18 protein-coding genes and 1 pseudogene are annotated in these 26,936 nt (G+C 61.6%); 11 read left to right on the plus strand and 8 right to left on the minus strand.

The annotated features are described in order from the left end of the window. From ACRC0P_RS16930 to ACRC0P_RS16960, 7 genes are all read left to right on the plus strand, one after another. Positions 1-272, plus strand: a 272-nt coding sequence (locus ACRC0P_RS16930; protein WP_438632477.1) for a hypothetical protein, incomplete at its 5' end; no start/stop codon positions are given. Between the two features lie 218 nt (positions 273-490). Continuing rightward, complete coding sequence (locus ACRC0P_RS16935) at positions 491-1,903, plus strand: M16 family metallopeptidase (protein ID WP_438632478.1); 1,413 nt, start codon at positions 491-493, stop codon at positions 1,901-1,903. A 1-nt stretch (position 1,904) separates the two neighbouring features. Continuing rightward, positions 1,905-3,224 carry a M16 family metallopeptidase gene (locus ACRC0P_RS16940; RefSeq protein WP_438632479.1) on the plus strand — a complete coding sequence of 440 codons (1,320 nt, stop codon included), beginning with the start codon at positions 1,905-1,907 and terminating at the stop codon, positions 3,222-3,224. Further along, positions 3,221-3,700: a thioredoxin family protein gene (locus ACRC0P_RS16945; protein WP_438632480.1), complete on the plus strand. Its 480-nt coding sequence runs from the start codon at positions 3,221-3,223 to the stop codon at positions 3,698-3,700. Before ACRC0P_RS16940 ends, ACRC0P_RS16945 begins: the two co-directional genes overlap by 4 nt. A gap of 205 nt (positions 3,701-3,905) precedes the next feature. Then, complete coding sequence (locus tag ACRC0P_RS16950; RefSeq protein WP_438632481.1) at positions 3,906-7,151, plus strand: TonB-dependent receptor; 3,246 nt, start codon at positions 3,906-3,908, stop codon at positions 7,149-7,151. 54 nt (positions 7,152-7,205) lie between these two features. Then, positions 7,206-8,723 (plus strand): hypothetical protein, encoded by a 1,518-nt coding sequence (locus ACRC0P_RS16955; RefSeq protein WP_438632482.1) that lies wholly within the window; start codon positions 7,206-7,208, stop codon positions 8,721-8,723. Between the two features lie 278 nt (positions 8,724-9,001). Then, positions 9,002-9,997 carry a hypothetical protein gene (locus ACRC0P_RS16960; protein WP_438632483.1) on the plus strand — a complete coding sequence of 332 codons (996 nt, stop codon included), beginning with the start codon at positions 9,002-9,004 and terminating at the stop codon, positions 9,995-9,997. A 174-nt stretch (positions 9,998-10,171) separates the two neighbouring features. On the opposite strand, the gene ACRC0P_RS16965 is transcribed toward ACRC0P_RS16960, so the two are convergent. Next, entirely contained in the window at positions 10,172-10,651 is a 480-nt protein-coding gene (locus ACRC0P_RS16965; protein WP_438632484.1) for a PDZ domain-containing protein, read from the minus strand. Positions 10,652-10,724: 73 nt separating this feature from the next. Between ACRC0P_RS16965 and ACRC0P_RS16970 the strand changes: the two are divergent. From ACRC0P_RS16970 to ACRC0P_RS16980, 3 genes and pseudogenes are all read left to right on the plus strand, one after another. Next, positions 10,725-10,928 (plus strand): annotated as a pseudogene (locus tag ACRC0P_RS16970) (transposase); the annotation flags it as partial. A gap of 421 nt (positions 10,929-11,349) precedes the next feature. Further along, positions 11,350-13,404 (plus strand): protein-disulfide reductase DsbD family protein, encoded by a 2,055-nt coding sequence (locus tag ACRC0P_RS16975; protein WP_438632485.1) that lies wholly within the window; start codon positions 11,350-11,352, stop codon positions 13,402-13,404. 108 nt (positions 13,405-13,512) lie between these two features. After that, on the plus strand, positions 13,513-15,738 hold the full coding sequence (locus tag ACRC0P_RS16980) for a S46 family peptidase (protein ID WP_438632486.1): 2,226 nt from the start codon (positions 13,513-13,515) through the stop codon (positions 15,736-15,738). A 527-nt stretch (positions 15,739-16,265) separates the two neighbouring features. Here the strand turns inward: ACRC0P_RS16980 and ACRC0P_RS16985 are convergent. The 5 genes from ACRC0P_RS16985 to ACRC0P_RS17005 form a co-directional block, all read right to left on the minus strand. After that, a complete protein-coding gene (locus ACRC0P_RS16985) occupies positions 16,266-18,119 on the minus strand; it encodes a DUF885 domain-containing protein (RefSeq protein ID WP_438632487.1) in 1,854 nt (617 codons plus the stop codon). An 83-nt stretch (positions 18,120-18,202) separates the two neighbouring features. Beyond that, positions 18,203-20,143 (minus strand): 1-deoxy-D-xylulose-5-phosphate synthase, encoded by a 1,941-nt coding sequence (dxs, locus tag ACRC0P_RS16990; protein WP_438632488.1) that lies wholly within the window; start codon positions 20,141-20,143, stop codon positions 18,203-18,205. 240 nt (positions 20,144-20,383) lie between these two features. Further along, entirely contained in the window at positions 20,384-21,295 is a 912-nt protein-coding gene (ispA, locus tag ACRC0P_RS16995) for a (2E,6E)-farnesyl diphosphate synthase (protein ID WP_438632489.1), read from the minus strand. After that, on the minus strand, positions 21,296-21,550 hold the full coding sequence (gene xseB / locus ACRC0P_RS17000; protein ID WP_438632490.1) for an exodeoxyribonuclease VII small subunit: 255 nt from the start codon (positions 21,548-21,550) through the stop codon (positions 21,296-21,298). 245 nt (positions 21,551-21,795) lie between these two features. Continuing rightward, positions 21,796-23,223, minus strand: a complete 1,428-nt coding sequence (locus tag ACRC0P_RS17005) for a DUF7133 domain-containing protein (RefSeq protein ID WP_438632491.1) — start codon at positions 23,221-23,223, stop codon at positions 21,796-21,798. Between the two features lie 751 nt (positions 23,224-23,974). Here ACRC0P_RS17005 and ACRC0P_RS17010 point away from each other — a divergent pair. Then, complete coding sequence (locus ACRC0P_RS17010; RefSeq protein WP_438632492.1) at positions 23,975-24,547, plus strand: HNH endonuclease; 573 nt, start codon at positions 23,975-23,977, stop codon at positions 24,545-24,547. 226 nt (positions 24,548-24,773) lie between these two features. Here the strand turns inward: ACRC0P_RS17010 and ACRC0P_RS17015 are convergent, their stop codons facing one another. Next, on the minus strand, positions 24,774-25,811 hold the full coding sequence (locus tag ACRC0P_RS17015) for a D-alanine--D-alanine ligase (RefSeq protein ID WP_438632493.1): 1,038 nt from the start codon (positions 25,809-25,811) through the stop codon (positions 24,774-24,776). A 93-nt stretch (positions 25,812-25,904) separates the two neighbouring features. Next, positions 25,905-26,753, minus strand: coding sequence for a penicillin-insensitive murein endopeptidase (gene mepA / locus ACRC0P_RS17020; protein WP_438632494.1), 849 nt, complete (start codon positions 26,751-26,753; stop codon positions 25,905-25,907). Positions 26,754-26,936 lie beyond the last annotated feature (183 nt).

A 26,936-nucleotide genomic window follows, 5' to 3' on the forward strand; every position in this document is an offset into this window, starting at 1 on the left:
CAGATCTGCCGCGCGCCACGGCCTGGCACGAGCGCAAGCTCGATTTCGCCGACACCCCCCTCAGCGATGCCATCGCCGAAGCGAATCGCTATTCCCGCGATCAGGTCGTGCTCGACGCGCCGCGCCTCCAGAACGCCCGTATCAGTGGCGTCTTTGAGGCCGGCAGGAACGACTTGTTCGTCGAGGGCTTGCAGGCCCTCGTTGACTTGCACGTCGATCGCACCGACGACGGCAGGTTCCTCCTCACCGACGCGCCGCCGGCGAGCCGGTAGCGCCTCAGCCCTCCAGCGCCATTGTCGCGCCGGCTGGAATTTTTTTTCGTGAATCACTGGGGTGAGCGTCCCTTCGGTTGTCTTTTAATGTAAGGCACGGGAATTTGCGGAGCAGGAAGCACGCAAATACGACAGCGCCATCGGCAGAGACCACTTGGCGGCACCAGCCAGTGAGCTCGTTCATTGAGTCATTCAACAACAATAATCCGGAAGGTAATATGAGATTGTTTCCGACTTGGAGGACAACCAGGCATTTGTGTGCGCTGCTCGCAGCGGCCGCATTGGGCCTGGGTCCTGTTGCCGCGATCGCGGACTCGGAGGATAGGGCTCCAGCGCCCGGCTACACCTGGATCAAATCCCTGGAAGGCGTTGACGAATACCGGCTGGACAGCAACGGCTTGACCGTCCTGCTGAGCCCCGATCGCTCCACGCCGGTCGTCAACATGCAGGTGACCTATCTCGTCGGCTCCCGGAACGAGGGTGTCGGCACCACGGGGGCTGCTCACCTGTTCGAGCATCTGATGTTCAAAGGGTCCAAGCGATTCGATAGCCAGCAGGGCAATGGGATCAGCGACTACCTGGAACGACATGGCGCCATGTTCAACGCCATGACCGCACAAGACCTCACCGTGTACTACGCAATACTGGCCCCCGAGTATCTGGAGGAATACATGCGGATCGAGGCCGACCGCATGCGCAATCTGTTGTTGCGCGAGGCCGATCTGCAGGCCGAGATGACCGTGGTGCGCAATGAGTTCGAGCGAGGCGAGAACAGTCCCCAGGGTCAGCTGAACAAGCAGGTCTTCGCCACGGCGTTTCTCGCCCAGGGCTATCACCACCCGGTGATTGGCTGGCGCAGCGACATCGAGAACGTATCGATCGGCAAGCTGCGTGAATTTTATGACACCTATTACTGGCCGAAGAATGCGGTCGTGAGCCTGGTGGGAGATTTCGAGCCTCGCGCCGTGCTCGCTCAGCTCAGGGAACATTTCGGCGAGCTCGGCACACCATCCCACGATATTCCCCAGCCCTACACCCGGGAACCCCCGCAGACCGGGCCCCGCCGCGTGGTGACGAAGCGCGAGGGCGGTGTGGGCCAGGTGATGACGCTCTACAAGGTGCCGAATGGCCTGCACACGGACATGCCGGCACTGAATGTGCTGAGCTGGATTCTCACTTCGGGCGAGACCCATGGAATGAAGAAGGCTCTGGTCGACGGATCCCTGGCCACCTCGGCGGGTGCCTACGTCAACTTCCAGCGAGATCCGGGTTCCTTCATCGTGGGTGCGGACCTGGCACCTGGAGTGAAGCACGAGCAGCTCGAAGAAGGTATAGGTGCCGTGATCGAACGCATTCAGCGTGAGGGCGTCACGGCCGAGGAAGTGATGACCGTGGTCGAAAGCGAGCGTGCCAGTCGGGCGTTCAAGCGCGACGGCACTATGGGGGTCGTGGGTGGTCTGGTCTCCTGGGCCGCCATCGGTGACTGGACACGGGCGTTCACGTTTGGGGAGGACATTGAGAAGGTCACCCCCGAGGACGTGCAGCGCGTCGCGAAGAAGTATCTCGTCGAAGATCAGAGCACGACAGGTCTGTTCGTGCCGCTGGAGTCCAAAAATGAAGCGGAGTCCTAAAATGAAGCGTTTCAACTCGATACTCTGGATGGTTCTGATCCTCGTGGCGCCCGGGGCCTGGGCGGGCATGGCCGAACGGATCGTGGAGATGGAGGTGAATGGGATCGAGGTCTATGCCTATCCCATGCAGGTCAAGAATGTCGTCACGGTCATGGGCTCATTGCCGGCGGGCGATCTACTTGCCGAGCGGGCCGGCAATCTGGCGGTCGCCGGGGTGACGTCGGACCTGCTCACGGCGGGCACGACTTTCGACACGGAAGACGAGTTTCGCAAAGAGCTGGTAAGGAAAAGCGCCGGGATCCAGTTTTGGACCGATCGACATGCGCTGTACTTCTCCCTGCGGTCGCGCACGGAGGATCTACCGCGCGTGATCCAGCTCTTCGCCCAGGCTTTGCGTTCGCCGGCATTTTTACCGGAGAAATTCGAGCGGGTAAAAAAAGCCGGGGAGGGGATGCTCAGCAACCTGGAGAGCAATCCCGGTATGCGAGCGAGCGGGGCGATGTCGCGCCTGCTCTATCCCGAGGGACATCCCAATCGGGAGCCGAGTATCCGCGAGTTGCAGGCGGATCTCCAGAAGCTGACGCTGGAGGACGTCAAAGCCTTTCATCGAAAATACTACGGCCCCGCGGCTATGAAGATGGTGTTCGCGGGGGATCTGGACAGGGCGCACCTCGAAAAGCTCCTGGGAGACGAGTTCGCCGGCTGGAGCGGAGGCGTGGATTACGTCCGTGAGGCGCCGCGGGCCCGCGTCAAAGCGGCAGCGATCCAATCCATCCCGATGCCGGATGTTTCCAGCGTGCAAGTCGCCTGGGGCCTGCGGACCGGTCTGCGCAGCAATGATAAGGATGCATTGGCCTTGTCCGTCGCCAACGAGATCCTCGGCTCCGGCTTTACGGGCCGCCTTATGTCCACGGTGCGGGACAAGGAGGGGCTGACTTACGGCATTCGGAGCTTCACGTCCGGGGACAGATACGTCGACGGGAGCTGGGGCATCTCCGCCAGTTTCGCCCCCGAGCTGCTCGACAAAGGCATCGCGATCACGCGGCGCGAGCTCGAGCGGTGGTGGAAGAAAGGCGTGAGCGCAGAAGAGCTGGAGATGCGCAAGACCGCCATGATTGGCGAATATCGCATCGGGTTCGACGGCACTGGCGGCGTTGCAGCCGCGATTATGCAGGTCTTGGAACGCGGAAGGCCGCTCTCCTGGCTGGACGAGTATCCACGCGCCATCGCCGCGCTGGACGTGGATCAGGTGAATGCCGCCATCCGCAAGTACATCGACCCGGAGAAGATCGTGCTGGTCAAGGCCGGCGTGAAACCATGAGAGGTGACTTCTTCATGAAAGTGCCGTATCGAACCTGCCTGCTCCTGCTGGCCGCCCTGCATGCATGCGGGGTGCTGGCCGCGGGTTCCATGGAAACACCGGAGGGTGAACTGCAACCCTTCCAGCCGATCGCAACCGCAGCCGAGCTCGATGCAGCGGTCGCCGCGGCACAAAAGGCGGGTCGTCGCGTCATGCTGGATTTCTATGCCGATTGGTGCGGGCCCTGCCACCAGATGGAGCGGGAAACCTTCGCGGATCCGGGGGTGCGCAAGGCGCTCGAAGACTACGCGCTGTTGAGGGTCGACATCAGCGAGATCGACGACGCAGATGAGACTTTGCTGGAGCGTTTTGCAGTTGCGGGTCTGCCGGTGATGGTTTTCTACGACGCGCAGGGACTGGAGCTTGAAGAATGCCAGTTGGTCGGCTTTGCGGACGCCGAAGCGTTCGGGGCTCACCTCGTCAAGTGCCAGGGCTGACCGTCGTGGCGCTTGCGCGTCACGGACCTGGTGCTCTTTCAACCTGTAGTTGAAAGAGCACCAGCCGCTCGCCGAGAGATGCTTTTTTGGGCTCGAACAATCCGCGGTTTCGATCGAGCCACATCGAAGATCATAGGGGTGAGCGGCATCTCGTGTGTCTTTAAGATGTAGACATCATAATAATAATCTCTGAAGGATAATAAAAATGTCTAAACCTTTACCTTTAGTATCCAAACCTTTAAAGCCACTCGCCGTCGCCTGCGCCCTGTTCGTCGGCACCGCGGCCATCCCCGCCGTTGCCGCTGAGCCGGCCCCGCGTTCGTACCAGATCGCATCTCAATCCCTTTCCTCCGCCCTCAAGGAGTTCGCGGCGCAATCCGACATGCAGGTCATCTTCTCCGAGAGCGAGGTGCGGCAGATGGAAGCTCCGCAGCTCAGCGGCAACTATTCGCCAAGTGATGCGCTGCAGAAGATTCTCGAAGGCACCCCTCTCGAATTCGAGTTAACGGCGGGCGACGTCATCGTAGTGCGCAAGCCCTCGCCGCGCATCTCGGAGATGCCGGCTTCCGCAACCGGGGGACCCGATGAAGGATACGGCGCCATGCTCGAGGACGAGATCCCATCCATCCCCGAGATCGTGGTCTACGGCTCGACGAGCCTCAACGTCGATATTCAGCGCACCGAGGACGACATCCAACCCTATGTCGTGTTCGACAAAGAGGCGCTGGACAGATCAGCGGCGAGCAGCCTGGAGGACTTTCTGCGCACCCGTCTGCCGATGAACAAGCAAAGGCTTTCACAGAGTCAGCTCGTCAGAGATAGCCGTGGGCTTGATGGAGAGGGAGGCAATACCCGCTCCACATTCGATCTCCGCGGCCTGGGCTCGAAACAGACGCTGATTCTGGTGGACGGCAGGCGCATGCCCACTGTGTCTCTGGGGGAAGGGCAGACTGGCCAGCCTGACATCAACGGTATCCCCATGGCCTCGATCGAGCGCATCGAAGTGCTGCCATCCTCGGCCAGCGGCATCTACGGAGGCAGCGCCACCGGCGGGGTCATCAATATCATTCGCAAGCGCGACTATGCGGGCTTCGATGTGGCCGCAAGCTTTGAAGGCACGGAGGCTGGCGGCGGATCCAAGCGGCAGTTGGATCTCGGTGGCAGTTTCTTTTTGGGCGACAGGAGCAGCGTGACCTTCTCGGCCAGTCATGCGAACACCAACCCGCTGCTGGTGGGACAGCGGGACTTTGCGCGGAAAGGCCGGGCGCTGCGCAACCGGAATGTGCCTTTCAACGAGGTGGAGGATACTTTTCTCACCCCCACGGTGCCTCTAGGCGCGACTCCCAACGTGCAGGCGGCTTTTGACCCTTTTTCGGGTGGCATTCCGGATCTGGTGCTCGACGACGGCACGCCGCTGGGATCGTCGATCACCTTCGTTCCGGAGGGATATAACGGAGGCGATGGCGGTCATGCGCTGGTGGCCAATGCCGGCCAGTTCAACCTGGAGCTGGCGGATGATCTCAAGGGGCTGCAAAGAAGCCTGGTGAACACGGCGGAAACCAGTTCCGCGAATGTCACTTTGCGGCACGAGTTCAGCGATCGGTTCAATGCGTATCTGGATATGACCATGTACCGCAACGAGAGCCGGGGGGCTGTGTCGGCTATTCCAAACGAAAGACTCCTTCTCTCGGATGCGCCGAACAATCCCTTCCAGCAGGACATCAACGTCACATTCCCCGTCGACCCCGCAGTGGCCAGTGAATACCGGTCTTTGTCCGAGACCCTGCAGGGCTCGCTGGGAACCATCATGCGCCTGTCCGATGATTGGATGTTGAGTGCCAACTTAGACTGGAGTCGCGCCCGCGTGACGGACACCCTGTCGGATGCCGCTCTCGATCGGGACGGGCTGGTGAGCTTGGAAATCGGCGAACCTGTCGATGACCGTCCAGCGCTCGATGTGATGCAAGGGGCACCGCTCGATTTCGGGCCCTATTTGAGTTCCGAGGCTCTGGACGCAGAGGTTTCCGGTCCGAACGACACCATACTCAAGACCGGGACGCTGCGTCTGTCCGGGCCGCTCTACGAGCTGCCCGGTGGTGCCCTGAATCTGTCTGCGCTACTGGAACGGCGCATGGAGACGATGGAAGCTTCGTTCTTTAGAAGCGCGGATGTTTTCCGGCAGACGGAAGATAACCCCAGCGGCATCACCTATTACTACAGCCCGGAGCGCGAGCTGGAGGTGGATTCGCTGTACCTGGAGTTCAATGCGCCGCTGATCGGTGAGCGCAACAGCATGCGGTTTGCGCGCGAGCTATCCTTCCAGCTGTCCGGGCGCATGGACCGCCAAACGACCATCGGCGTCGCCCAGGAGGCCATCATCGAGCGAACCCCCGAACCGACGGTGCCCGAGGGTCCTTTGCCCTACGCGGAGAACTCGACCAGGTCCACTGACCTGACGGCCGGGTTCCGCTTCGCACCGAGCGAGGATGTGGCCTTGCGAGCCAGCTTCGGCACGGGTTATCTGCCACCGGATATTTCGCAGGTTGGCCCGTACGAATCTGTGGTTCCTCAAGGTTTGGGGTTCGGCGGCGTGGACCCGAAGCGAGGGGGTGAATTCCTGGGTGAATTCATTGCCGAGCATAACGACGTGACCCAGGTCACCGGCGGCAACGCCGATCTCAGGCCGGAGGAGTCAGAGAGCTTGTCGTTCGGCGTTATTCTGACGCCGCGCTTTGTGCCCGGCCTGCGCCTTTCGGTGGACTACACGCGGATCGACAAAACCGACGAGATCCGTTCCTTGTCAGAATTCGAGGTTCTGCAATTCGAGGAGCTTCTGCCCGGGCGGGTGATCCGCGGCCCGAAACTGCCCGGCGATCCCGATGACTGGGAGGGGCCGATCACCTATCTCAACACTAGCTTTCACAATTTCGCCCGCACCCGGGCGGAGGCCTACGATATCCAGATCGATTACACCCGCAACCTAGGCAATTACGGGACACTGCGTACCTATGTAGTGGCCACTCTGCAGGAGGAATTGACGCGCAGGTTGACTCTGGAGCCGGATGCGACGCCGATCAATTACGTGGGCGAAGGGGATGGACCGGTGCGCTTGACCGGCAACATGGGGCTGGATTGGGTCGCGAGCCCCCAGCTCACGCTGAGCTGGAACGCGCAGTATACCGAATCCCATTGCCTGCAGTTGGGCTGCGGGCAACACAGGTTCCAGGGCGCGGCCGAAGTTCCCTCCCAGGTCTATCACGATATCTCGCTGCGTTATGACTTCACCTTACCGCGGGACAGCTGGGAAATGCTGGGCAATACCACCCTCGACTTCAAGGTGGAGAATGTATTCGACCAGGAGCCGCCCATCCTCGCATATGGTTTGAACTATTCAAGTTATGGCGATCCACGCATGAGGCGCTACAGCCTCACGGTGCGCAAGAGCTTCTGACTCGAAGAACCGCGATCAGTACGACAGGATGAAAATACAGTGAGGAGTGAAAACATGGGTTTTTCCAAGGTGAAGTCCGCATGCGCCGCCGGCATCTTATTGCTCGGCTGCGCACTGCTCGCCCTGGCAGGCGGCACGCAGGCGGCGGAGGCGGTGAAAAAATCGCCGCTGCGCATTCTCTATGTGGGGCCCGATCCCAACGAGGCCCCGGCAGTCGATGAAGTGGATCCGTTTACGTCAGACCCGGAGCGTGCCAGCGAGCTACGGAAGACCAGGAGCGCGGAATGGGAAAGCTTCCTGAAGGAACACTTCGAGAACGTCGAGGTGGTTTTTGGCCAGCAGTACAAGCAATCAATGTCTGCGAAGCATGATGTAACCATTTTTGACGCGCTTCCGCAGGAGCTGGTGCCGACAATGCCGCCGCCGGACGCCACCGGCAAGGTCTGTCCCATATTCAACGGATACCTGTATAAAAAGTACCGGGCCGCCACGGTCATGATCGGCCGGGCCTCGGCGCTGATCGGCGAGGGGCGGAAACTGAAGATCGATAACTGGGGCCGTCTCGATACCCACGCCCATGGCATGAAGCTAGATCATCCCATCTTCAACCGGCCGTACAAGATCGATATGCGGTTGGAGGAGATCGACACACCCAGCGACTACAAGTATTTCCACACCGGCCGCGATCTGGGCCCCACCCTGCCGATGTGGCGGGTGCAGACGGAGGGGTACAGGCAGAGCAGTGGTTTCCCCGCCGGTGTGGTTTCCACGGGTCATAGCTTCGACAATGGCGTCGATGCCGAGTGGATCTCCGGCGGTGTCAACCGCAGCGGCGTGGAGGCCACGGCGATCGGCCGACATGCCAATTTCCTGCACTGGGGTTTTGCCGCGTCACCGCCGTCCCTGACACCGAGCGCCCGGCTGGCCTTTGTCAATGCCGTGCATTACATCGCTCCATTCGACGGCACCCCGCAGATCACGCGCCGGCTCAAGAGTGTTTCGCTGCGGCCGGAACTGCGAGAGCTGCAGTGGAGGCTCTCCGAAGAAGGTTCAGCCCGTTACCTGGAAATGCTCGAGAGAAGCCGCCAGAAGCAGGCGCGGATCGCGGAGCGTGCAAAGGCCAGGCAGCAGGCCGGGGAGACTCTGACCCTGGAGGAGAAGCTGGCGCTCAGGAGCAACCGGCAATCTCCGGTGACCCGGCAGGCGATTCTTGACTCCCTGCCCCTGGGCATGCAGACCATACGGACGAAGTTTGGCAAGGACTTCGAGGCCTATGAAAAGTTTTTCGCGGAGAACATGGACTACCTGTTCCCGGCCGACGACGATATGGACGTCGACGAGGAAGCCAAGGCGCTGGGGATTGCCAACAGCGACGTCAGGCTGCTGGACACCGCCGTGGAGATGCTAAAGAAGGGCGACCGGGTAAAGATGGCGCGGGAGCTGTTGCTGCGCTACACCAACGAGTCTTTCAAGGATGCGGCTGCATGGGCGGCCTGGCTGCAGCAAAACCGCGAGCGGCTGTATTTTTCCGAAGGCGACGGTTACAAGTTTATCGTGCTTGGCAAGAAGTGATGGATCTCGTAGATCAACGAGTAAATGATTTCTTTGTTCGAAACCTCCAGCTGGATGCGTTTACGCTACAGCTGGAGCACGACTGACGGAGTTCTGGCGGTGAATTTTTGCCGATCTGAACTCCGATACTTGAGTTCTATAGATATAGCTTATAGAGCAACCAAAGATAAAATTGATAAATATGGCAACTTACTCCCGTACTGGGCTTGGGCCAACATAGAACCTAAAAGAGGTCCTAAAAAACTAAAAATTGTCGATGTATACTTTAGCAGTATTGAGTGAATATACACATTAACTACTGCAAGGGTCAGCTCGAAATGAAAGACATTTATTCTTATAGAATTTATATAGTCACAGTCGTTTTGCCCCTTCTTGTCATTGGGACATATATTTTTATTCAGCCAGAAAGTGATACGAAGCATCATAGCCCGCCAATCGATAAAGCTGAGACAAATACTATCAATCCAACTATCAATGCAGAAGAAAAATTAGCTGATAAAATCAGGCGATCTCCAGTTAAAAATGAACACCATGTCTCCAGCGATAACACATTTTCGTCTTTATCAATTTTCAATGTGCCTGCGATAGATGCGTATAACAAGTTTATAAATAGCGCCGAAGATGGTGATCGGGTCTCTCAATATTATATTTCCAAAATAATTGAAAGATGTGGAATCGTACCGGTGTCATCCGAAGAGGATATTCGTAAACTGGAAAAGTCTGGTCAAATATCCAACGACATGTTGATTGACATCAAGAGGCTATTTAACCCTTGCAAAGAACTCCTGTTGGAACTTAAGGGAAAGAATCTTTGGGAACTTACACAAGAATGGTTAGCCACCTCCTCTTCCAATGGGCTACAATTGGCGACACTGACATTGGCGCTTGAAAATCCCGATTCAACAAATCAAGCAGAAGTTGAATCCCTTATAATTTCATCGCTAAATGAATCAAATAATGATCCCATATTAAGGCATGGTATTCTTGAATCGATACACAGTTACTATACAAGTTTTATTGAGCCTTCTAAAATTGGTGATTTCCCGATTAACTCCGGCTACAAAGGGCCAGTAGATGGCTATGCATTAGGGTATTTAGCGTGTATAGAGAACGTTCATTGCTCCATTGATGTTATGGAAAAGGACTTGGCGGACCATTTTTATCAATATGAAGTTGATATGATAGTGGATCGATCCGAAGAAATCCTGACAGCTATTAAAAACAAAAACTGGGCCCTGTTAGGATTCGAAACAACCTCAGAAAATTTTAAATGATAGAAGGTTAAGGAAAACAAGTTACGGCTTCTTATAAAACACAAACATTTGTAAACACCGTAACCGCTCACCCCGGCAAGTCCCCTCTCCCCCTTGGGGGAGAGGGGGTGACGAGGAAAACATGCCCGGTTCGCGGCGCAAGGTGGCTAACGCCAAGGAGAAGGGGGTGCGCTCTCAGCCCTGAATCCCCAGCGGTCCGCTGGGTACGTAGATGGTTTCTCGGCTGGAACTACCCGTCCGCTGCACTTCCACCGCCACGGTTTTCCCCGGCTCCACCCGGTAGACCTGGTTGTGCAGTTCGCCCATATGGAAAACCCGCTCGCCGTTGTAGGAGATGATCTTGTCGCCGGGGCGCAGCCCGGCGGTGGCGGCGGGGGAGAGATCTGCCGGGTGCCGCTCCAGTCCGCGGCGCAATTCGTCCACCAGTTCCAGCAGCTGGCTCTGGATCCGGTTGGACTTTTCCAGGGATTCCTCCAGTTTCCGCATCCGCTGCTCCAGGCTGCCGTCACCGCCGGGGAAAAGGCGCGACAGGCGGGAGGCGCTTTCCCCGCCCGTGGATTCATCGCCTCGCGAGAAGGCACCGCTGGCGGCGTAGACGGCCAGGATGAGCAGCAGGGCGCCGGTGGCGATCAGGCTCAGTTTTCCGGTAGTCATGGCGATTAATCCAGCATTATCAGGTGGTTGGGCAATTCGTTCTTGATGACGGTGGGCGGGCGATTTTGTCGGGCCGCTGGATTTTATTGCCCGGCTGGCGGCCCTGGTGCCCGGGCCAAGGGTCAATCTCACCCGCTTCCATGGCGTGTTCGCTCCCAACAGTAAGCACCGCGCACTGGTGACGCCTGCAAAACGGGGTAGGGGCAGCAACCGCAGCCAGACCGAGCAGGATCGGACGCCCGGCGAGCGGCGGGCATTGATGCGCTGGGCGCAGCGACCGACGACGGCAGGTTTCTCCTCACAGGCGCGCCGCCGGCGAGCCGGTAACGCCTCAGCCCGGCTCTCCAGGCGCGCGCCATTGTCGCACCAGCCGGAATTTTTCCGTGAATCACTGGGGTGGGCGCCCCTTTGGTTGTCTCTTAATGTAGGACACGGAAATTTGCGGAGCAGGAAGCAGATATTCGAACCTTTTGTTCAAGATTCCTATGAGGAGATTACGGCCATGTTAAGACTGGTCATCGGCATCGTGGTTTTGGCACTTCCGATTGCGGGACTGTTCGAAATCGCGGCCGTCACAGCCGGACGGGAACGCTAACGCGATGCGCGCCACGGCAACGAGAGCATCGCTCAGACGACGGGTTTTCGCGGGGCTGGCGCTGGTATGCGCTCTGGTTACAGGGGCCGGAGCGCTCGCCGCGGTGCAGAAGACCCGTTATACGACGGTTGAGCTGATTGCCGAGCAGGCCACGGTACCGGTAGACGGCGGGACCATCACACTGGGACTGTACCTCGAACCGGCCCCGGCCTGGCACGCGTATTGGTCCAACCCGGGTGACGCCGGCAAAGAGCCGTCGGTTGCCTGGCATTTGCCCGAGGGATTCGCGGCGGGCGGTTTCGCGTTTCCGGCACCGCACCGGCTGCCGTTGGGGGAGCTGAATACCTACGGCTACGAGGAACCCATTCTCCTTCTTGCGGACCTTGCCGTGCCGGGCGGACTCACCGCCGGTGAGACGATCGATATTCGCGGCAAGGCAAGATGGGTGGTCTGCGACGACGAGATCTGTGTGCCTGACCGTGCCAATGTGTCTGTTTCTCTGCCCGTTGGCGATGGGGCTGTAGATGCCAAGGTTGCGCGGCGTTTCACTGAGGCACGCAGCGCGATTCCGGAGGACGCACAATGGCCGGCGAGTTTCTCGATTGCCGGCGGCAAGGTGTCGATCGATATTGCACCCGCAGACGCGCGGCTCGGGTTTGACGACGCCTATCTGTTTATCGAGTCGAGGAATCTCGTTCGCTACGACAGCCAGTCAATGGCAATGACGGACCGGGGTCTGTCGTTCGTCATGAACGCATCGTCGAACCCGGACGGCGAGGAAGTGACTCGAGCGGTCCTGACCTTTACGGCTGCAGACGGCAATGCCAGGGCGGTGGCCCTGGACATCGCCAAATCGACGCCCGCGTCCGTTCCCGCCTCGACGGGTCCAGGCGGCGGCCCGGGTTTCGTACGTGCGGTCGTGTTCGCATTCATCGGCGGCATCATCCTGAATCTGATGCCCTGCGTTTTCCCCATTCTGAGCATGAAGGCGTTGAGCCTCGTGAACCTGGGTGGCCGGAATCAACGTGTAGCGCGCGAGAGTGGTGTGATCTATACCGCCGGTGTCCTCGTGGCATTCGCTGCCATCGCGATGCTGCTGCTCGCCCTCCGTTCCGCGGGCGAAGCCGTCGGTTGGGGCTTCCAGATGCAGCATCCGCCCGTCGTTGTCGGCCTGGGTTTGTTGATGGTGGCGGTCGGCGTCAATCTTCTTGGTGTCTACGAAATCGGTACGCGTATCATGGGCGTCGGCGGGCGGCTCCCGCAAGGTGGAGAACGTAAGGAGGCGTTCTTCACCGGTTTGTTGGCTGTCGTCGTCGCAACACCGTGCATGGCGCCGTTTATGGCGGCGGCTCTCGGCTACGCGGTCACGCAGCCGGCAGCGGTTTCCCTCACCGTCTTCCTGACGCTCGGTCTGGGCCTGGCGTTTCCCTATCTCGTTCTGAGTTTCGTGCCTGCACTCGGCCGTATGCTGCCGAAGCCGGGCGCGTGGATGGAAACCTTCAAGCACCTGCTGGCATTTCCGCTGTTCATCACGGCCTTGTGGCTGTTTTGGATCGTCGGTCAGCAGCTTGGCGCGACGTCGATGTTTGTCGGCCTGTTGTCTGCAACGGCGGTTGCGTTTGCGCTGTGGGCTTACGGCAAAGGCGCTTCGGGTAGAAAGAAGGGAATCTGGTACCCGACGGCGATGGCCGGCGCATTGGCTGCAATCTTCGCGTTCACGCAGGTCGAAGCCAGCAAGACGATGCCACGCGCAGCAGGCGACGAATCCGCGGGAAAACTGGGCGGCCTGCAGCTCGAGCACTTCGATGAGAATCGGGTAAAGGAGTATATCGCCGCTGAGCAACCGACGTTCGTTTACTTCACGGCCGACTGGTGCATAAGCTGCAAAGCCAACGAGCGCGTTGCACTGGCGACAGACCAGGTGGCGGAAGCATTCAATTCCCGCGGCATCCGCGTCGTGGAAGGCGACTGGACGACCGAAGACCTGGTAATCACCCGATGGCTGGAGATGTATGGCCGTGCCGGTGTTCCGCTGTACCTGTATTTCCCCAAGGGGTCGTCGTTGAAGACCGTCAGCATACTTCCGCAGGTCCTGACACCCGGCATTGTGATCGATGCGATCAAGCGGGCCGATACTGCACGGATTCAGCATCATTAGGGGATACCTAAGACGAGTAGGGCAATACCGATATCGGCTCGCGAGCCGCCGCGAACCGGGCGGGTATTTCTGTACAATCTTCAGAACATAAAAAAGACCGGAGTAACCATGACAATAAAGCATTCATTCACCCTGGCTGCAGTTGCCGCGGCACTACTCGCCGGCTGCGCCGAGTCCAATGACCCCGCGCCGGTGGCAATCGACTCCACCGAGGGCATGTGGCAGCCGCACCAGTTGCCGGAACTGGCGGATGAGCTGCATCGCCTGGGCCTGGAGCTGGACCCGGCGGGTATGACCAAGCTCACCGACTTCCCGATGAACGCGGTGATCAGCCTGGGCGGCTGCTCCGCGTCCTTCGTGTCCCCCAAGGGGTTGGTGGTTACCAACCACCACTGCGCCTACGGCTCTATCTCCTACAACTCCACCGAGGACCGGGACCTGCTGGCTAACGGTTTTCTCGCCGGTGATCTCTCCGAGGAACTGCCCGCGGCCCCCGGTTCGCGCGTCTACGTGACCGTGGCCATGGACGAGGTGACCGACAGGGTGAACAGCCGCCTGTCCGACGACATGGATGGCGCCGCGCGCTTCAAGGCCATCGAGGATTCGCAGAAGGCGCTGGTGGCGGAGTGCGAAAAGGAACCGGGTCACCGCTGCGAGGTGTACAGTTACTACGGCGGCCTGGACTACTACCTGGTCAAGCAACTGGAAATCCGCGACGTGCGCTTGGTGCACGCGCCCGCGTCCTCCATCGGCAAGTTCGGCGGTGATATCGACAACTGGATGTGGCCGCGCCACACCGGCGACTACGCCTTCTACCGCGCCTATGTGGGCAAAGACGGCAAGCCCGCCGATTATTCCCAGGACAATGTGCCCTACAAGCCCAAACACTACCTGCCGGTGGCGGCGAAGGGGCCCGAGGAGGGGGACTTCGTAATGGTGGCCGGCTATCCCGGGCGCACCAACCGCTACCGCACCGCGCAGGAAGTGGAGAGCAATTTCGACTGGTACTACCCCACCATGCAGCGCGTACTGGAGGAGTGGTCGCAAACCATCGCCGCGGCCACCGCCGGCAATAAGGACGCGGAACTGAAATACGCCAGCCTGGTGGCGGGGCTGAACAATTATGCCAAGAACTTCACCGGCATGATGGAGGGCTACGGGCGCAGCGACTTGCTGGCGCGCAAGCGCAAGCTGGAGGAAGACCTGCAGTCCTGGGTGGAGGCGGACGGGCAGCGCCGCGAGAAATACCAATCCACCATCGACGACCTGGACGCACTGGTAGCGGAGCAGCAGTCCACCCGCGAGCGGGACCTGGTGCTCAACTACATGGACCGCTCCGCCATGTTGGGCGCGGCGCGAAAGTTGTACCGGCTGGCGGTGGAAAGTGAAAAGCCGGATGCGGAGCGCGAACCGGGTTACCAAAAGCGGGACCTGACCCGCTTTACCGAGGGCATGAGGCGCATAGAGCGCAGCTTCCACCCGGCGGTGGACAGGCAGATATGGCTCTACTTCCTGCAGCGCTACCTGGCGCTGCCGGAGGAACAGCGCATCGCCAGCTTCGACGATTTCCTGGAAATCGACGGCGAGGATGCCGATCTGGACGCGGTGCTCGACAAGATGTATGCGAACACCCGCCTGGGGGAAGCGGACGAGCGCCTCGCCTGGATCGGCAAAGCGCCCGCGGACTTCGCCGACAGCGACGATCCCTTTATCCAGCTGGCGGTGACCGTGTACGAGGATATGCTCGCCCTGGAGCAGCGGGAAAAATCCATGGAAGGGCGCTTCGCCCAATTGCGCCCGCAGTACATGGCGCTGCTGATCGATTACTACCGCCAGCAGGGCAAACCGGTCTACCCGGATGCCAACAGCTCCCTGCGCGTCACCTACGGCTTGGTGAAAGGCTACACCCCACCCACCGGTACCGTGACTGCGGCGGCGGACGGCAACGACGGCGCGGACAGCTTCGTGCCCTTTACCACCCTGCGCGGCGTGGAAGCCAAATACACCGGCGAGGACCCCTTCGACGCCCCGGAGGCACTGCTCAGCGCCATCGACAAGCGGGACTTCGGCCGCTACTACGATGAGCGGCTGGACTCGGTGCCGGTGAATTTCCTCAGCACCGTGGATATCACTGGCGGCAATTCCGGTTCGTCCACCCTGAACGGCCGCGGAGAACTGGTAGGGCTGGTGTTCGACGGCACCTACGACAGCATCAACGCCGACTGGGACTTCACCGACAGCACCCGCGCCATCCACGTGGACGTGGGTTATATGCTGTGGGTGATGGAACACGTGGACGGCGCCGGGCACCTGGTGCGGGAGATGGGGTTATAGTTTTCGGGACTCGGGACTCGGGACTCGGGACCCGGGACTCGGGACTCGGGACTCGGGACTCGGGACTCGGGACCCGGGACCCGGGACCGCGGAGCTCCAGCTCCGCCATCGGGCCGCAGACCCGCCCCCTGGGAACGCCGAGCTCCAGCTCGGCATGCGGACCGCAGGTCCGCCGAGGGCGAACACAAGGCTCGTCCCTACATCGCGCTCTCGTCGTTCCGGCGCGGGCCGGAACCCAGGGGCCACTGAACTGGATACCGGATCAAGTCCGGCATGACATTCCTACGCCGGTATAACGAGTCGATGAATTCAGTAGGATGGGCAAAGGAGCGAAGCGACGTGCCCATCTTTCGTGGCTTTGATGGGCACGCTGCGCTTTGCCCATCCTGCGAATGCTATTTCTGACGTTTAGTCGTAACTGCCCGCGATCGGCCTCTGTTCGCGGGCATGGCCCGCTCCTACAGGGGTGAGCAGATACGTTTAGTCTTCATAAACGTAAACCCCCTCCACCCGCATACTGTAAGCCGTCAGCCTGCGCTGACCTGGCCCGCCACAGCCGCTTTGGCGGGGGTGCCGGCGGCCTTTGCATTCTGCGCCTCTATCCAGCCGTTCATGCGCGCTTCCAGTACGTTCAGCGGCACTGCGCCGCTGGACAGCAGCTGGTCGTGGAAGGTGCGGATATCGAAGCGCTCGCCCAGTCGCTGCTCCGCTTTGGCGCGCAGCTCCCTAATCTTCAGCTGGCCCAGCTTGTAGGCCAGGGCCTGCCCCGGCCACACCAGGTAGCGGTCGATTTCCACGGTCACGTCGTGCTGGGGTTTGGCGCTGTTATTCATAAAGAACTCGATGGCCTCTTCGCGGCTCCAGCCCAGCTGGTGCATGCCGGTGTCCACCACCAGGCGCACCGCGCGCCACATATCGTAGGTGAGGGCGCCGAACTCGCTGTAGGGGTCCCGGTACAGGCCCAGGTCCTTGCCCAGGCTCTCGGAGTAGAGGCCCCAGCCTTCCACATAGGCGGTGTAGCCCGCGTTGCGGCGCAGCGGGTGCAGGCCTTCCTGCTCCTGGGCCAGGGCGATCTGCAGGTGGTGGCCGGGCATGGCCTCGTGCATCGTCAGCGCCTCCATTTCCCATTTCGGGCGACTGGGCAGGTTGTAGGTGTTGGCGAAGAAGACCCCGGCGCGGCCGGCTTCATTGGAGCCGGGCATGTAGTAGGCGGTGGTCTGGGATTTCTCTGAGTAGCTGGGGATCGGCTTCACCCCGTAGGGCAGGCGCGGCAGGGTGCCGAACAGGGCCGGCAGCTCGCCGTCGATGCGCTTGGCGATATCCCGGTAGCCCCTCATCAGTTCTTCTTTGCTGGTGTGGTAGAACTGCGGGTCGGTGCGCAGGAATTCGGTGAATTCCTCGAAGCTGCCGTCAAAGCCGGTCTTCTCAATGACCGCCTGCATCTGGCCGCGGATGCGCCTCACCTCGGCCAGGCCGATGCGGTGGATTTCCTCCGGGGTCAGGGTGGTGGTGGTGTTTTCCCGCACCTGGTGCGCGTACCAGCGCAGGCCGTCGGGCATGCTGGTGAAGGCGGTGTCCACCCTGGCGCCGGGGATATATTCGCGCTCGACGAATTCCGCCATGTTCCGCCAGGCGGGTACCAGGTCTCTCTGGTACAGGGCATGGGCGCGCTGTTGCAGGTGGCGTTGCTGGGCGGAGGAGATGCCGGCCGGCATTTCGTTGAAGGCTTTCAGCAGTGGGCTGCCCTTCGGCTCCTCGGGGATCAGGGCGCGGATCTGGCCGGGCAGGTCGCGCAGGGTGATCTGCGGCGGAGTGATTTTCTTCTCCAGGCCCTGGCGCATCAGCGCCTGGGTCTGCTGTATCAGCGCCGGCAGTTTCTCCAGGCGGGTGAGAATGGTTTCGTAGTCGGCGGCGGTGCGTTTGGCCATGCTGTTCAGCACGCTGGGTACATTGCGCTGGATGCCGTCCATATGGCTGACCGGCAGCAGGTGGCCCGGGAACTGGAAGCCCTTTACCTCCATCAGCAGGTCCTGGTACAGCAGTTGGTAGTCCAGTTGCTCCGCCGCGGGCAAGCTCTCGCTATCGAGATGGCGGCTGGCGGCCAGCAGGCGGCGGGTCTGTTCCCGGCGGCGCTCGATGGCTTCCGTGGAAGTGTCGGTCCAGCGATTGTCCTGGCCCCGGTAGCCCTCGTAGGTGGCGTTCTCCGGGAAGCTCTCCATGGCCCAGCGGTAGCGCAGGTCCTGCAGGGCTTTCAGCTGGGTGCTGGAATCGCTCTTCGGCAGGGCGTCGAAGGCTTTGTCGAAGGCGTTCTGCTCCATGGCCGAGGCGCTGGCGGCGAGCAGGGCGGTGGAGAAGAGTAGGGATTTGGCGAAGTTGGTCATGGTGCTCCCCGTGTAATTGGTAAAACTGAGGCGCGGGCTGTGCCCGCGGTGCGGAGCTGGAGCTCCGCGGTCCCGGGGATGGTCTACAGCAGTTTGTGGATTTGGTATTCCGGGTCCCGGGTCTTGGGGCCCGGGGCCCGCTTTTTCAGCCGCCGGCGAATCTGCCTCTCGATGCCCGCCGCGTCCAGGCCGATGCCGGCGAGCAGGTCTTTGTGCTTGCCGTGCTCAATGGTGCTGTCCGGCAGGCCCAGTTGCAGTACCGGCACCTGGGTGCCGCGGCAATTCAGGTATTCCGTCGCCGCGCTGCCGGCGCCGCCGGCCACTGCGTTCTCTTCCAGGGTGACCAGCAGGTGGTGGTCCGCGGCGAGCTGGTCGATCAACTGCTCGTCCAGCGGCTTGACCCAGCGCATATCCGCCACCGTGGCGCCGAGCTTCTCCGCCGCGGCCAGCGCCGGGGTCAGCAGGGTGCCGAAGCTGAGGATGGCCACGCCGGCACCCTCGCGCACCAACTGCCCTTTGCCCAGCGGTAGTTCGGTCATCTGTTCTTCGATCTGCGCCCCGGTGCCGGTACCCCGCGGATAGCGCACCGCCGCCGGCCCGTTGTGGCGGTAGGCGGTGTAGAGCAGCTGGCGGCACTCGTTCTCGTCGCTGGGGGCGGCGATCACCAGGTTCGGCAGGCAGCGCATATAGGTGAGGTCGAAGCTGCCGGCGTGGGTGGGGCCGTCCTCGCCCACCAGGCCGGCGCGATCTATGGCGAAGGTGACGTCCAGGTTCTGGATGGCCACATCGTGTACCAGCTGGTCGTAGCCGCGCTGCAGGAAGGTGGAGTAGATGGCCACCACCGGTTTCTGTCCCTCGCAGGCGAGGCCGGCGGCCAGGGTGACCGCGTGCTGTTCGGCGATGGCCACGTCGTGGAAGCGCTCCGGAAAGCGTTCGGCGAATTCCACCATGCCCGAGCCCTCGCACATGGCGGGGGTGATACCCACCAGCCTGTCGTCCCGCTCGGCGGTGTCGCACAGCCAGCGGCCGAACACCTCCTGGTACTTGGGCGGTTTGCGTTCGCCGCGCCCCTCCCGGGAGGGGGCCACCTGTACTTTCGGTTCCGGTTCCAGCTTGTTCAGCGCGTGGTAGCCCACCGGGTCCTCTTCGGCGGGGCCGAAACCCTTGCCCTTGGTGGTGACGATATGCAGAAGCTGCGGCCCGCGCTGGCTGCGCAGGTTGCGCAGGGTCTGCACCAGGTCGTGCACATTGTGGCCGTCCAGCGGGCCCACGTAGTTGAAGCCCAGCTCCTCGAACAGGGTGCCCGGGGTGATCATGCCCTTTACATGCTCCTCGGTGCGCCGCGCCAGCTGCCAGGCCTTGGGAATGACGGAGAGTATCTTGCGGCTGCCCTCGCGCATGGACAGGTAGGTTTTGCTGGCCAGGATCTTGGCGAAATAGGTGGCCAGGCCCCCGACATTTTTCGAGATGGACATGCGGTTGTCGTTCAGCACCACCAGCAGGTCTTTGCCGGTGTGGGCGGCGTGGTTCAGCGCCTCGAAAGCCATGCCGGCGGTCATGGCGCCGTCGCCGATCACCGCGACGACCTTGCGGTCGTCCGCAGAACCCAGCGCCATGCCCAGGGCGGCGCTGATGGAGGTGCTGGAGTGGCCCACACCAAAGGTGTCGTAGGGGCTCTCGCTGCGCTTGGGAAAACCGGACAGGCCGCCCTGCTGGCGCATGCTGAGCATCTGCTCGCGGCGCCCGGTGAGGATCTTGTGGGGATAGGTCTGGTGGCCCACATCCCACACCAGCCGGTCTTCCGGGGTGTTGTAGATGTAGTGGAGGGCGATGGTCAATTCCACGACCCCCAGGCCGGCGCCGAAGTGACCGCCGGTCTGGCCGACGCAGTACAGCAGGTACTCGCGCAGCTGGCGGGCCAGCTCCGGCAGTTGGCGCTCGTCCAGGGCGCGCATCTGCGCCGGTTCATCGATGGCGTCGAGCAGCGGCGTCTGCGGGCGTGTGCGTGGGATTTCGTCGAACATCAAACGTATCAATTGCAACGGATAGGTAAGAGGGGGATTGTATGCCTGTGGCGGGGAGAAGCAAACCAGTGCGGAATGATGAATGCGGAATGCGGAATGCGCGATCTGGCCCAGTGCCATGGGAGAGGCTCTTGGCCGCGGTTGGACTTGGGCGGTTACCGGGCGGGTTCGCGGCTGGTGAGCATCCCGGCTAGCGCGATATCAGGGCGCGTATTTCGCATTCATCATTCCGCATTCAACTCAGTGACTGCGCTGGACGATATAGTCCGCCAGCTGTCGCAGCAGGTCGCTGTCGCCGCCCACTTCGGCCAGGGCTTCCAGCGCCTCCCGGTGCAGGCCCTCCAGTTTGGCGCGGGCGCCGTCCAGTCCCAGCAGGGAGACGTAGGTGGGTTTGTTGCGCGCGGCGTCGGCGCCCTGGGTCTTGCCCAGGGTGGCGGTGTCGGCGGTGACGTCGAGAATGTCGTCCTGTACCTGAAACGCCAGGCCGATGGCCTCGGCATAGCGGCTGACCGCCGCCAGCCGGGCTTCGTCGGCACCCCCGAGCAGGGCGCCGATGCGCGCGCTGGCGCGGATCAGGGCGCCGGTCTTGAGACGGTGCATCTGTTCGAGTCGGGACAGGTCGAGGTGTTTGTCCACGGAGTCCAGGTCGATGGCCTGGCCCGCCACCATACCCCGGCCGCCGGCGGCGCAGGCCAGTTCGCGGATCAGGCGCAGTTTGAGTTCGGCGGCCGCTCCGCCTTGCAGCAGCAATTCGAACGCCAGGGTGTGCAGGGCATCGCCGGCGAGGATGGCGGTGGCTTCGTCGAACTGGATATGGCAGGTGGGCCGGCCCCGGCGCAGGTCGTCGTCGTCCATGGCCGGCAGGTCGTCGTGCACCAGGGAGTAGGCGTGGATGCACTCCAGGGCCGCTGCGGCCGCGTCGCAGGTTTCGGCGGAGAAGCTATCCGCGCGGAAGGTGCGTGCGCAGGCATAGACCAGTGCAGGGCGCAGGCGCTTGCCCGGCCCCAGGGCGGCGTATTCCATGGCGGCGAAGAGTTTTTCCGCGCCGGAAGTGGCCGGTGCCAGCGCCATTTGCAGGCGGGCTTCAACCCGCCCCGAGCACCATTGCAGAAAGGCGCCCAGTTCCGAGGGTGGGGATACTGCATCGGACACTCAGGTTTCTTCCTCTTCGCCCGTATCCTCGTCGAACGGCAGTTCGCGGATGCTGCCGCTCTCCTCCATCAGTACCTTGACCTTCTGCTCGGCGCTGGCCAGTTTCTGCTGGCACTCGCGGGTGAGCTTTACCCCGCGCTCGAAATCCGCCAGAGCCTCCTCCAGGGGCAGGTCGCCCGCTTCCAGGCGCTCCACCAGTTCTTCCAGTTCTTCCAGCGCCTGCTCAAAGGTTGCCGGTTTCTTTTTTGCCGCCATTGCTTTGCCTCATTGCTAATCCGGCGAGCTTTCTCGCCGGATTATTAACTCAAGTTTCGGGGTTCAACCGTAGGGTGCGCCGTGCGCACCGCTCCAGGCTGGTGGGCCCGGGGCTTTCGGTGCGCACGGCGCACCCTACGGCTGTCCCGGAAGCACTCCCCCGGCTTTCGCCTTTGACAGGACCCTCGAATCCCGAAACTTGAGTATTAATTGCCGCGCAACCTTAGCCGCTGGCGTGTAAGGGGTCAATTGCCCGCTTCCAGGGAAAGCAGGTAGTGGGCCAGGGCGCGCTTCTGCGCGCTGCTGAAGCCGTAATCGGGCATCGGCGGCGTGGGGGTGTCGAAGTAGTTCGCCAGGCTCTGCAGAGTGTATTTTTTCGCCAGGTTGTTCAGTACCAACTGCTTGGCGTGGCATTGGGCGCAGCTGTGTTGCCGATACAGCTCCTCGCCCCGTTGCGCCGCGCCGCTGTCGATGGCCAGGGGTTTGTGGGGGGCTTTTATACGCGGTTTTCGCTCCGCAGCGGCGAAAGCATTTTGCGATCCGGTGGTGACGCGGTAGACGGCGCCGGCGTAATCGTCGGAGATATAGATGTTGCCGTTGGCGTCCTCGGCGATGGCCACCGGGCGGCCGCTGACTTCGTCGCGCTCGCGATCCAGGAAGCCCCAGAGGAAATCCCGCTGTTCGATGTTGCCGCGATCGTCCCAGTGCAGGGAGACCACCTTGTAGCCGTCCTTGACGCTGCGATTCCAGGAGCCGTGCAGGGCCACCAGCGCCGCGTCGTGGTAGTCCCGGGGCTGTGCCGGGCTGCGCAGGAAGCGGATGCCCAGCGCGGCGTTGTGGGCGGGGAAGTTGTGTACCGGCGGGCGCGAGTTTTCGATCTTGCGCTGGATTTCCTCGCCGGCGTCGACACCCAGGTCCGGATCCGGGACCCGGTCGCCGTTGGCGTAGGGCCAACCGTAAAAAACACCCTTTTCCACCAGGTTCAACTCGTCGGGTGGAAAGTCGTCTCCCAGCCAGTCGCGGCCGTTGTCGGTGGCGTAGAGTCCTCCGTCCATCGGGGACCAGTCGAAGCCCACGCTGTTGCGCAGGCCGGTGGCGTAGATTTCCAGGTCGCTGCCGTCGGGTTTGAAGCGCATGATGGTGGCGCGCTGCGGGTCCTTCTCCTCGCAGACGTTGCAGGTGGAACCACTGGAGAGGTAGACCCAGCCGTCCGGCCCCATGGCGATGGTCTTGGTCCAGTGATTGCCCTCGTCGCCGAGGCCGCTGACGATTTTCTGGTAGCTGCCGGCCAGGCGGCCGTCGGAGTGGTCGAAGGGGACGCGGCCGACGCCGTTGCTCTCAGCGATATACAGCCAGTCCTCATGCAGGAACAGACCGTGGGGACGGCGCAGGCCGTCGATCAGCACCCTTTGGCCGTCGCTGCGGCCGTCCCCGTTGCGGTCCGCCCGGAGCAGGCTCACCTGTCCGTGCCGGGGCTGGGAAACGATGACGTCGCCGCGGCGGGTGATGGCCAACCAGCGGGCGTTGGGCACGGTGTCGGCAAAAAGCTCCACGCGAAAACCGGCGGGAGTGCGCAGCCGCTTGTCCACCGTCTGGGGATCAGTTTCAGCGCCCCCCGTCAGTTGTTTCCAGGGTACGCTGACGCCCGGTGCGAAGAACATAATGGTGGACACGCCAGCACCCAACGCTACGAGGAAAATAAGCGTATATTTCAACAAGTTTTTCACGGTTTGAGATTGAACTCGTAATATTTGCGGTTATAGTTGCCGCTCTTCGTGACGTGCCCGTTTTACCACAACAGGCGCCTCCCTGCATAACAGGCGCCTCCTTGCCTCCGCCGCCTACCGTCCATGGGATATTTCGCAGGCTTGTGAGATATCTCGCACAGGAAATTCAGCCGATTGCCTCTACTTTTTTTCCCATCCCTGCCCATAATGAAAGTGTGCAGGGATGCAAAGGGACTGCAAACCGCGGCAAAGGATAAATGGATTGTGCCGCTCGCCCGAGGGACACGGGCACCATCCTGTGAGACGCACCGTTCGGGCGGGATTGCCCGGACGGTGTTTTACGAGCCATTTCCCTGGCCCTTCCTTCGAGCAGCCTTCGGCTGCACAAAACGGCGGTCCCGCCGTTTTGTTATTTTTTAGTGGTTTCACCGCAGCAATTCCTGTCTGGAAAATGTAACGATTTTCCGCTTTAATCAGAGCAATCCGGCCATATTTCCACCGAGCCGGTGGAGGATGAGGCATTCAGTAAGTCAGCTCTGGACATATCCGCCCTGATACAGCCCCCACACCGCTGGCGGGTATGCTGTTCGACGCTCGTGAATTTCTACAGAAGGCCCCGCCGGACTGCCGGTGGGGCCTTTGTTTTTGGGCGAACAGAAGGTTCGCCCCAAGGGTTTCAAGAAGGGGAGACGAGCCGATGCAAGCGAGAATTCTGCGCCTGAACCTGGCGGGGCAGCCGCTGGAGTGGTTGAGCTGGGAGGAGGCCGCCTGCCTGTATGTGCGGGAATTGGTGACCTGGTCCCTCGGCGGGGTGGTGCTCACCGTGCGCGGCGGCATCAACCGCCTCGGCGAACGATCCAGCCTGGACCTGGCGGCGATTATCGCCTGTGGCGGCGATCGCATGGCGCGGCCCCGACGGCGCCCGCCGCTGACCAACAGCGCGCTCTTTTCCCGCGATCTGCACACCTGCCTCTACTGTGGCAACGGGTTTCCCAGGCGGGAGCTGACCCGCGACCATGTGCAGCCGGTATCCCGCGGCGGCCGCGATGTCTGGGAGAACGTGGTAACCGCCTGCCGCCGCTGCAACCAGCACAAGGGCAACCGGTTGCTGCAGGACATCGATATGGAACTGCTGGCACTGCCCTTCTGCCCCAATGCCGCCGAATACCTGGCGCTGATCAACAACGAGCGGATACGCGGCGACCAGATGGAGTTTTTGCGAGGGCAGTTTTCCCGCCGGCGGCGGGAGGGGTGGCTGCAGGCGTCGTAGGGGCGGAACTTGTTGAGCCGGGCGAACACAAGGTCCGCCCCGAATGTCACTATGTTAAGCGAAAAATCCGAGCCTCTGTAGGATGGGCAAAGCGTAGCGTACCCATCAATGCTTCGGGAGATGGGCACGTCGCTTCGCTCCGTTGACTCGTGCCATCCATGACACCCGCCCGCTTCGCGGGCGCCTGTGGCGTCCAAATCGGCAATCCTGCCGATTTGTGCCCATCCTATGCGGTCACCGCTTTGCGGATCAAACTGCTCAGGTAGTGGGAAAAGTCGTGGCCGGCGTTCTCCATCATTTTGGGGAACATGGAAATGGATGTCATGCCGGGAAAGGTGTTGACTTCGTTGAGATAGATATCGCCTTCCCCGGTGAGAAAGAAATCGATGCGTGACAGGTCTTTCAACTGCAGACCGATAAAAGCGCGGCGGGAGGCCTCCCTGATCCAGCCCAACTGGGCGTCGCTCAATCCCTGGGCCTCCACATGGGTGACCGCGCGGCTGGCGTCGTCGTATTTCTCCTCGTAGTTGTAGAAGGCGTCCTGCGGCGGGCACACTTCCCCCGGCGGGGTGATCACCAGTTCGCCGTCGTAGGGGTAGGCGGCCACTTCGAGCTCGCGCACGCGCAGGCATTTCTCCACCAGCACATAGGGGGAATAGCGGAAGGCCTCGTCCAGCGCCGGCTCCAGTTCCTCCACAGAATTTACCTTGTAACAGCCCACTGAAGAGCCCTGACTGGCGGCTTTCACAAACACCTGCCCCCACTCCTGCAGCGCCATGGCGGCCTTGGCGGTCTCCTCCGCCTCATTTCGGCACAAGAACTGGTAGGGCGTGTTATCCACCCCCAGGGCGCTGAGCCAGAGTTTGGTGGTGATCTTGTTGAAGCAGATCTTGCTCGCCTCGGGGCCGCAGCCGTAGTAGGGAATGCCGAACAGATCCAGTTGGGACTGCAGGTCGCCGGTTTCGCCGGGATAGCCGTGGATCGATGGAATCACATAGTGCACCGGTTGGGCTTTGTCGTCTTCCCGGTACAACTGGTGGTCCTGGCGCAGCTGGTAGACTTCGCCGCCACTGCCTGTAAGGCGCCCGTTGGCGTCCATCTCAACACGGGTCAGGGCGATATCCGGCACCCCGGCCAGGCGATGCTGGATAAAGTCCGCGGTGCGCAGGGAGACCTGGTGCTCGCTGCCGCCACCGCCGCAGATCAACAGGGTATTGATTGGCGAGGGGACTCGGGACTCGGGACTCGGGACTCGCTGGCTCATAATTTTCTCGTCTCGTAGGGTGCGGCGTGCGCTCGCAGCGGTGCGAGGCCGACATGCCGCGGCGCACCCCGCCTATGATAAATCAGCTTCTGTTCAGGGAGCCGCCAGTACCTGCGCGCACTGCTGCGGCATGGGCGGCTTCTCCGGTTCTTTTTGCGGCTCCGGCGGTGCCTCGTCCCGCAGCAGTGCGTAGAATTCGTCGCTGAACCACCAGTCCAGATCTTCGCCGCAGGGATTGCCCCGCACCGGCCGCTGGGGTTTGCAGTATTTATCGCCTTCCGGGCAGGTCAGACGCACATGGAAATGGTAGTTGTGTTTCCACCAGGGGCGCACCTTGCGCAGCCACTCGTTGTCATCGCCGGCGATGTTGCACAACTTCCGCTTGATGGTGGGGTGAACGAAGATGCGCTCCACCCGCGCGTCCTCCGAAGCCAGGCGCAGTATCTGCGGAACCCTGTCGTCCCAGTTCTTTTCGATCAACCGGTGATTGCGGGCGTCCGCGAGCGGCTTGGCGGAGACATTGTCGCGTTCCCAGGGGCTCAGCGGGCGCTCGGCGGCGCGCCAGTCCTGGGAGTACCAGATGTCGATGTCCAGTCCCATCTGGTGGCTGTGGTGGCCGGTACTGAAGGGCCCGCCGCGGGCCATGGACATATCGCCAATCTGCAGGTGGCCCAGGCCGTTGTTCGCAACCCGGGCGGAAAAATCCTTGAGAAACTGGATGGTAGCCGGGTGGCCGTAGTGCCGGTCGCGGCCTGTGCGCACCAGTTGGAAGCCCTTGCCGCGCAGGGGCATCTGTTCGGCGCCGCTCAGGCAGCCGTTGGTGTAGGTGCCGATGCTGGCGGAGGCCTGGGAGGAGGGGCGCGAGACTTTTTCCCAGGGGTTGGCGGTGGCGCCGGAGGCCAGCGCGGCGGTCAACAGGGTAGCGGCGAGGGATCGATACATTGGTACTCTAACTGCAATTTCTAGTTCGGGTTTGGCGGTGCATGCGGCGCACCTCGTGTCTCTTTCGAGCCCCGATAATTATAGGGGGGTCCCTTCCTCCGTCCGTTTTGAAGAGATCTTGTAGGAGCGGGCCATGCCCGCGATCAGTGTCTGAAAAACGGAAACCCCGATCGCGGGCATGGC

It is taken from the genome of Microbulbifer sp. (assembly GCF_051659245.1).
Taxonomy (GTDB): domain Bacteria; phylum Pseudomonadota; class Gammaproteobacteria; order Pseudomonadales; family Cellvibrionaceae; genus Microbulbifer.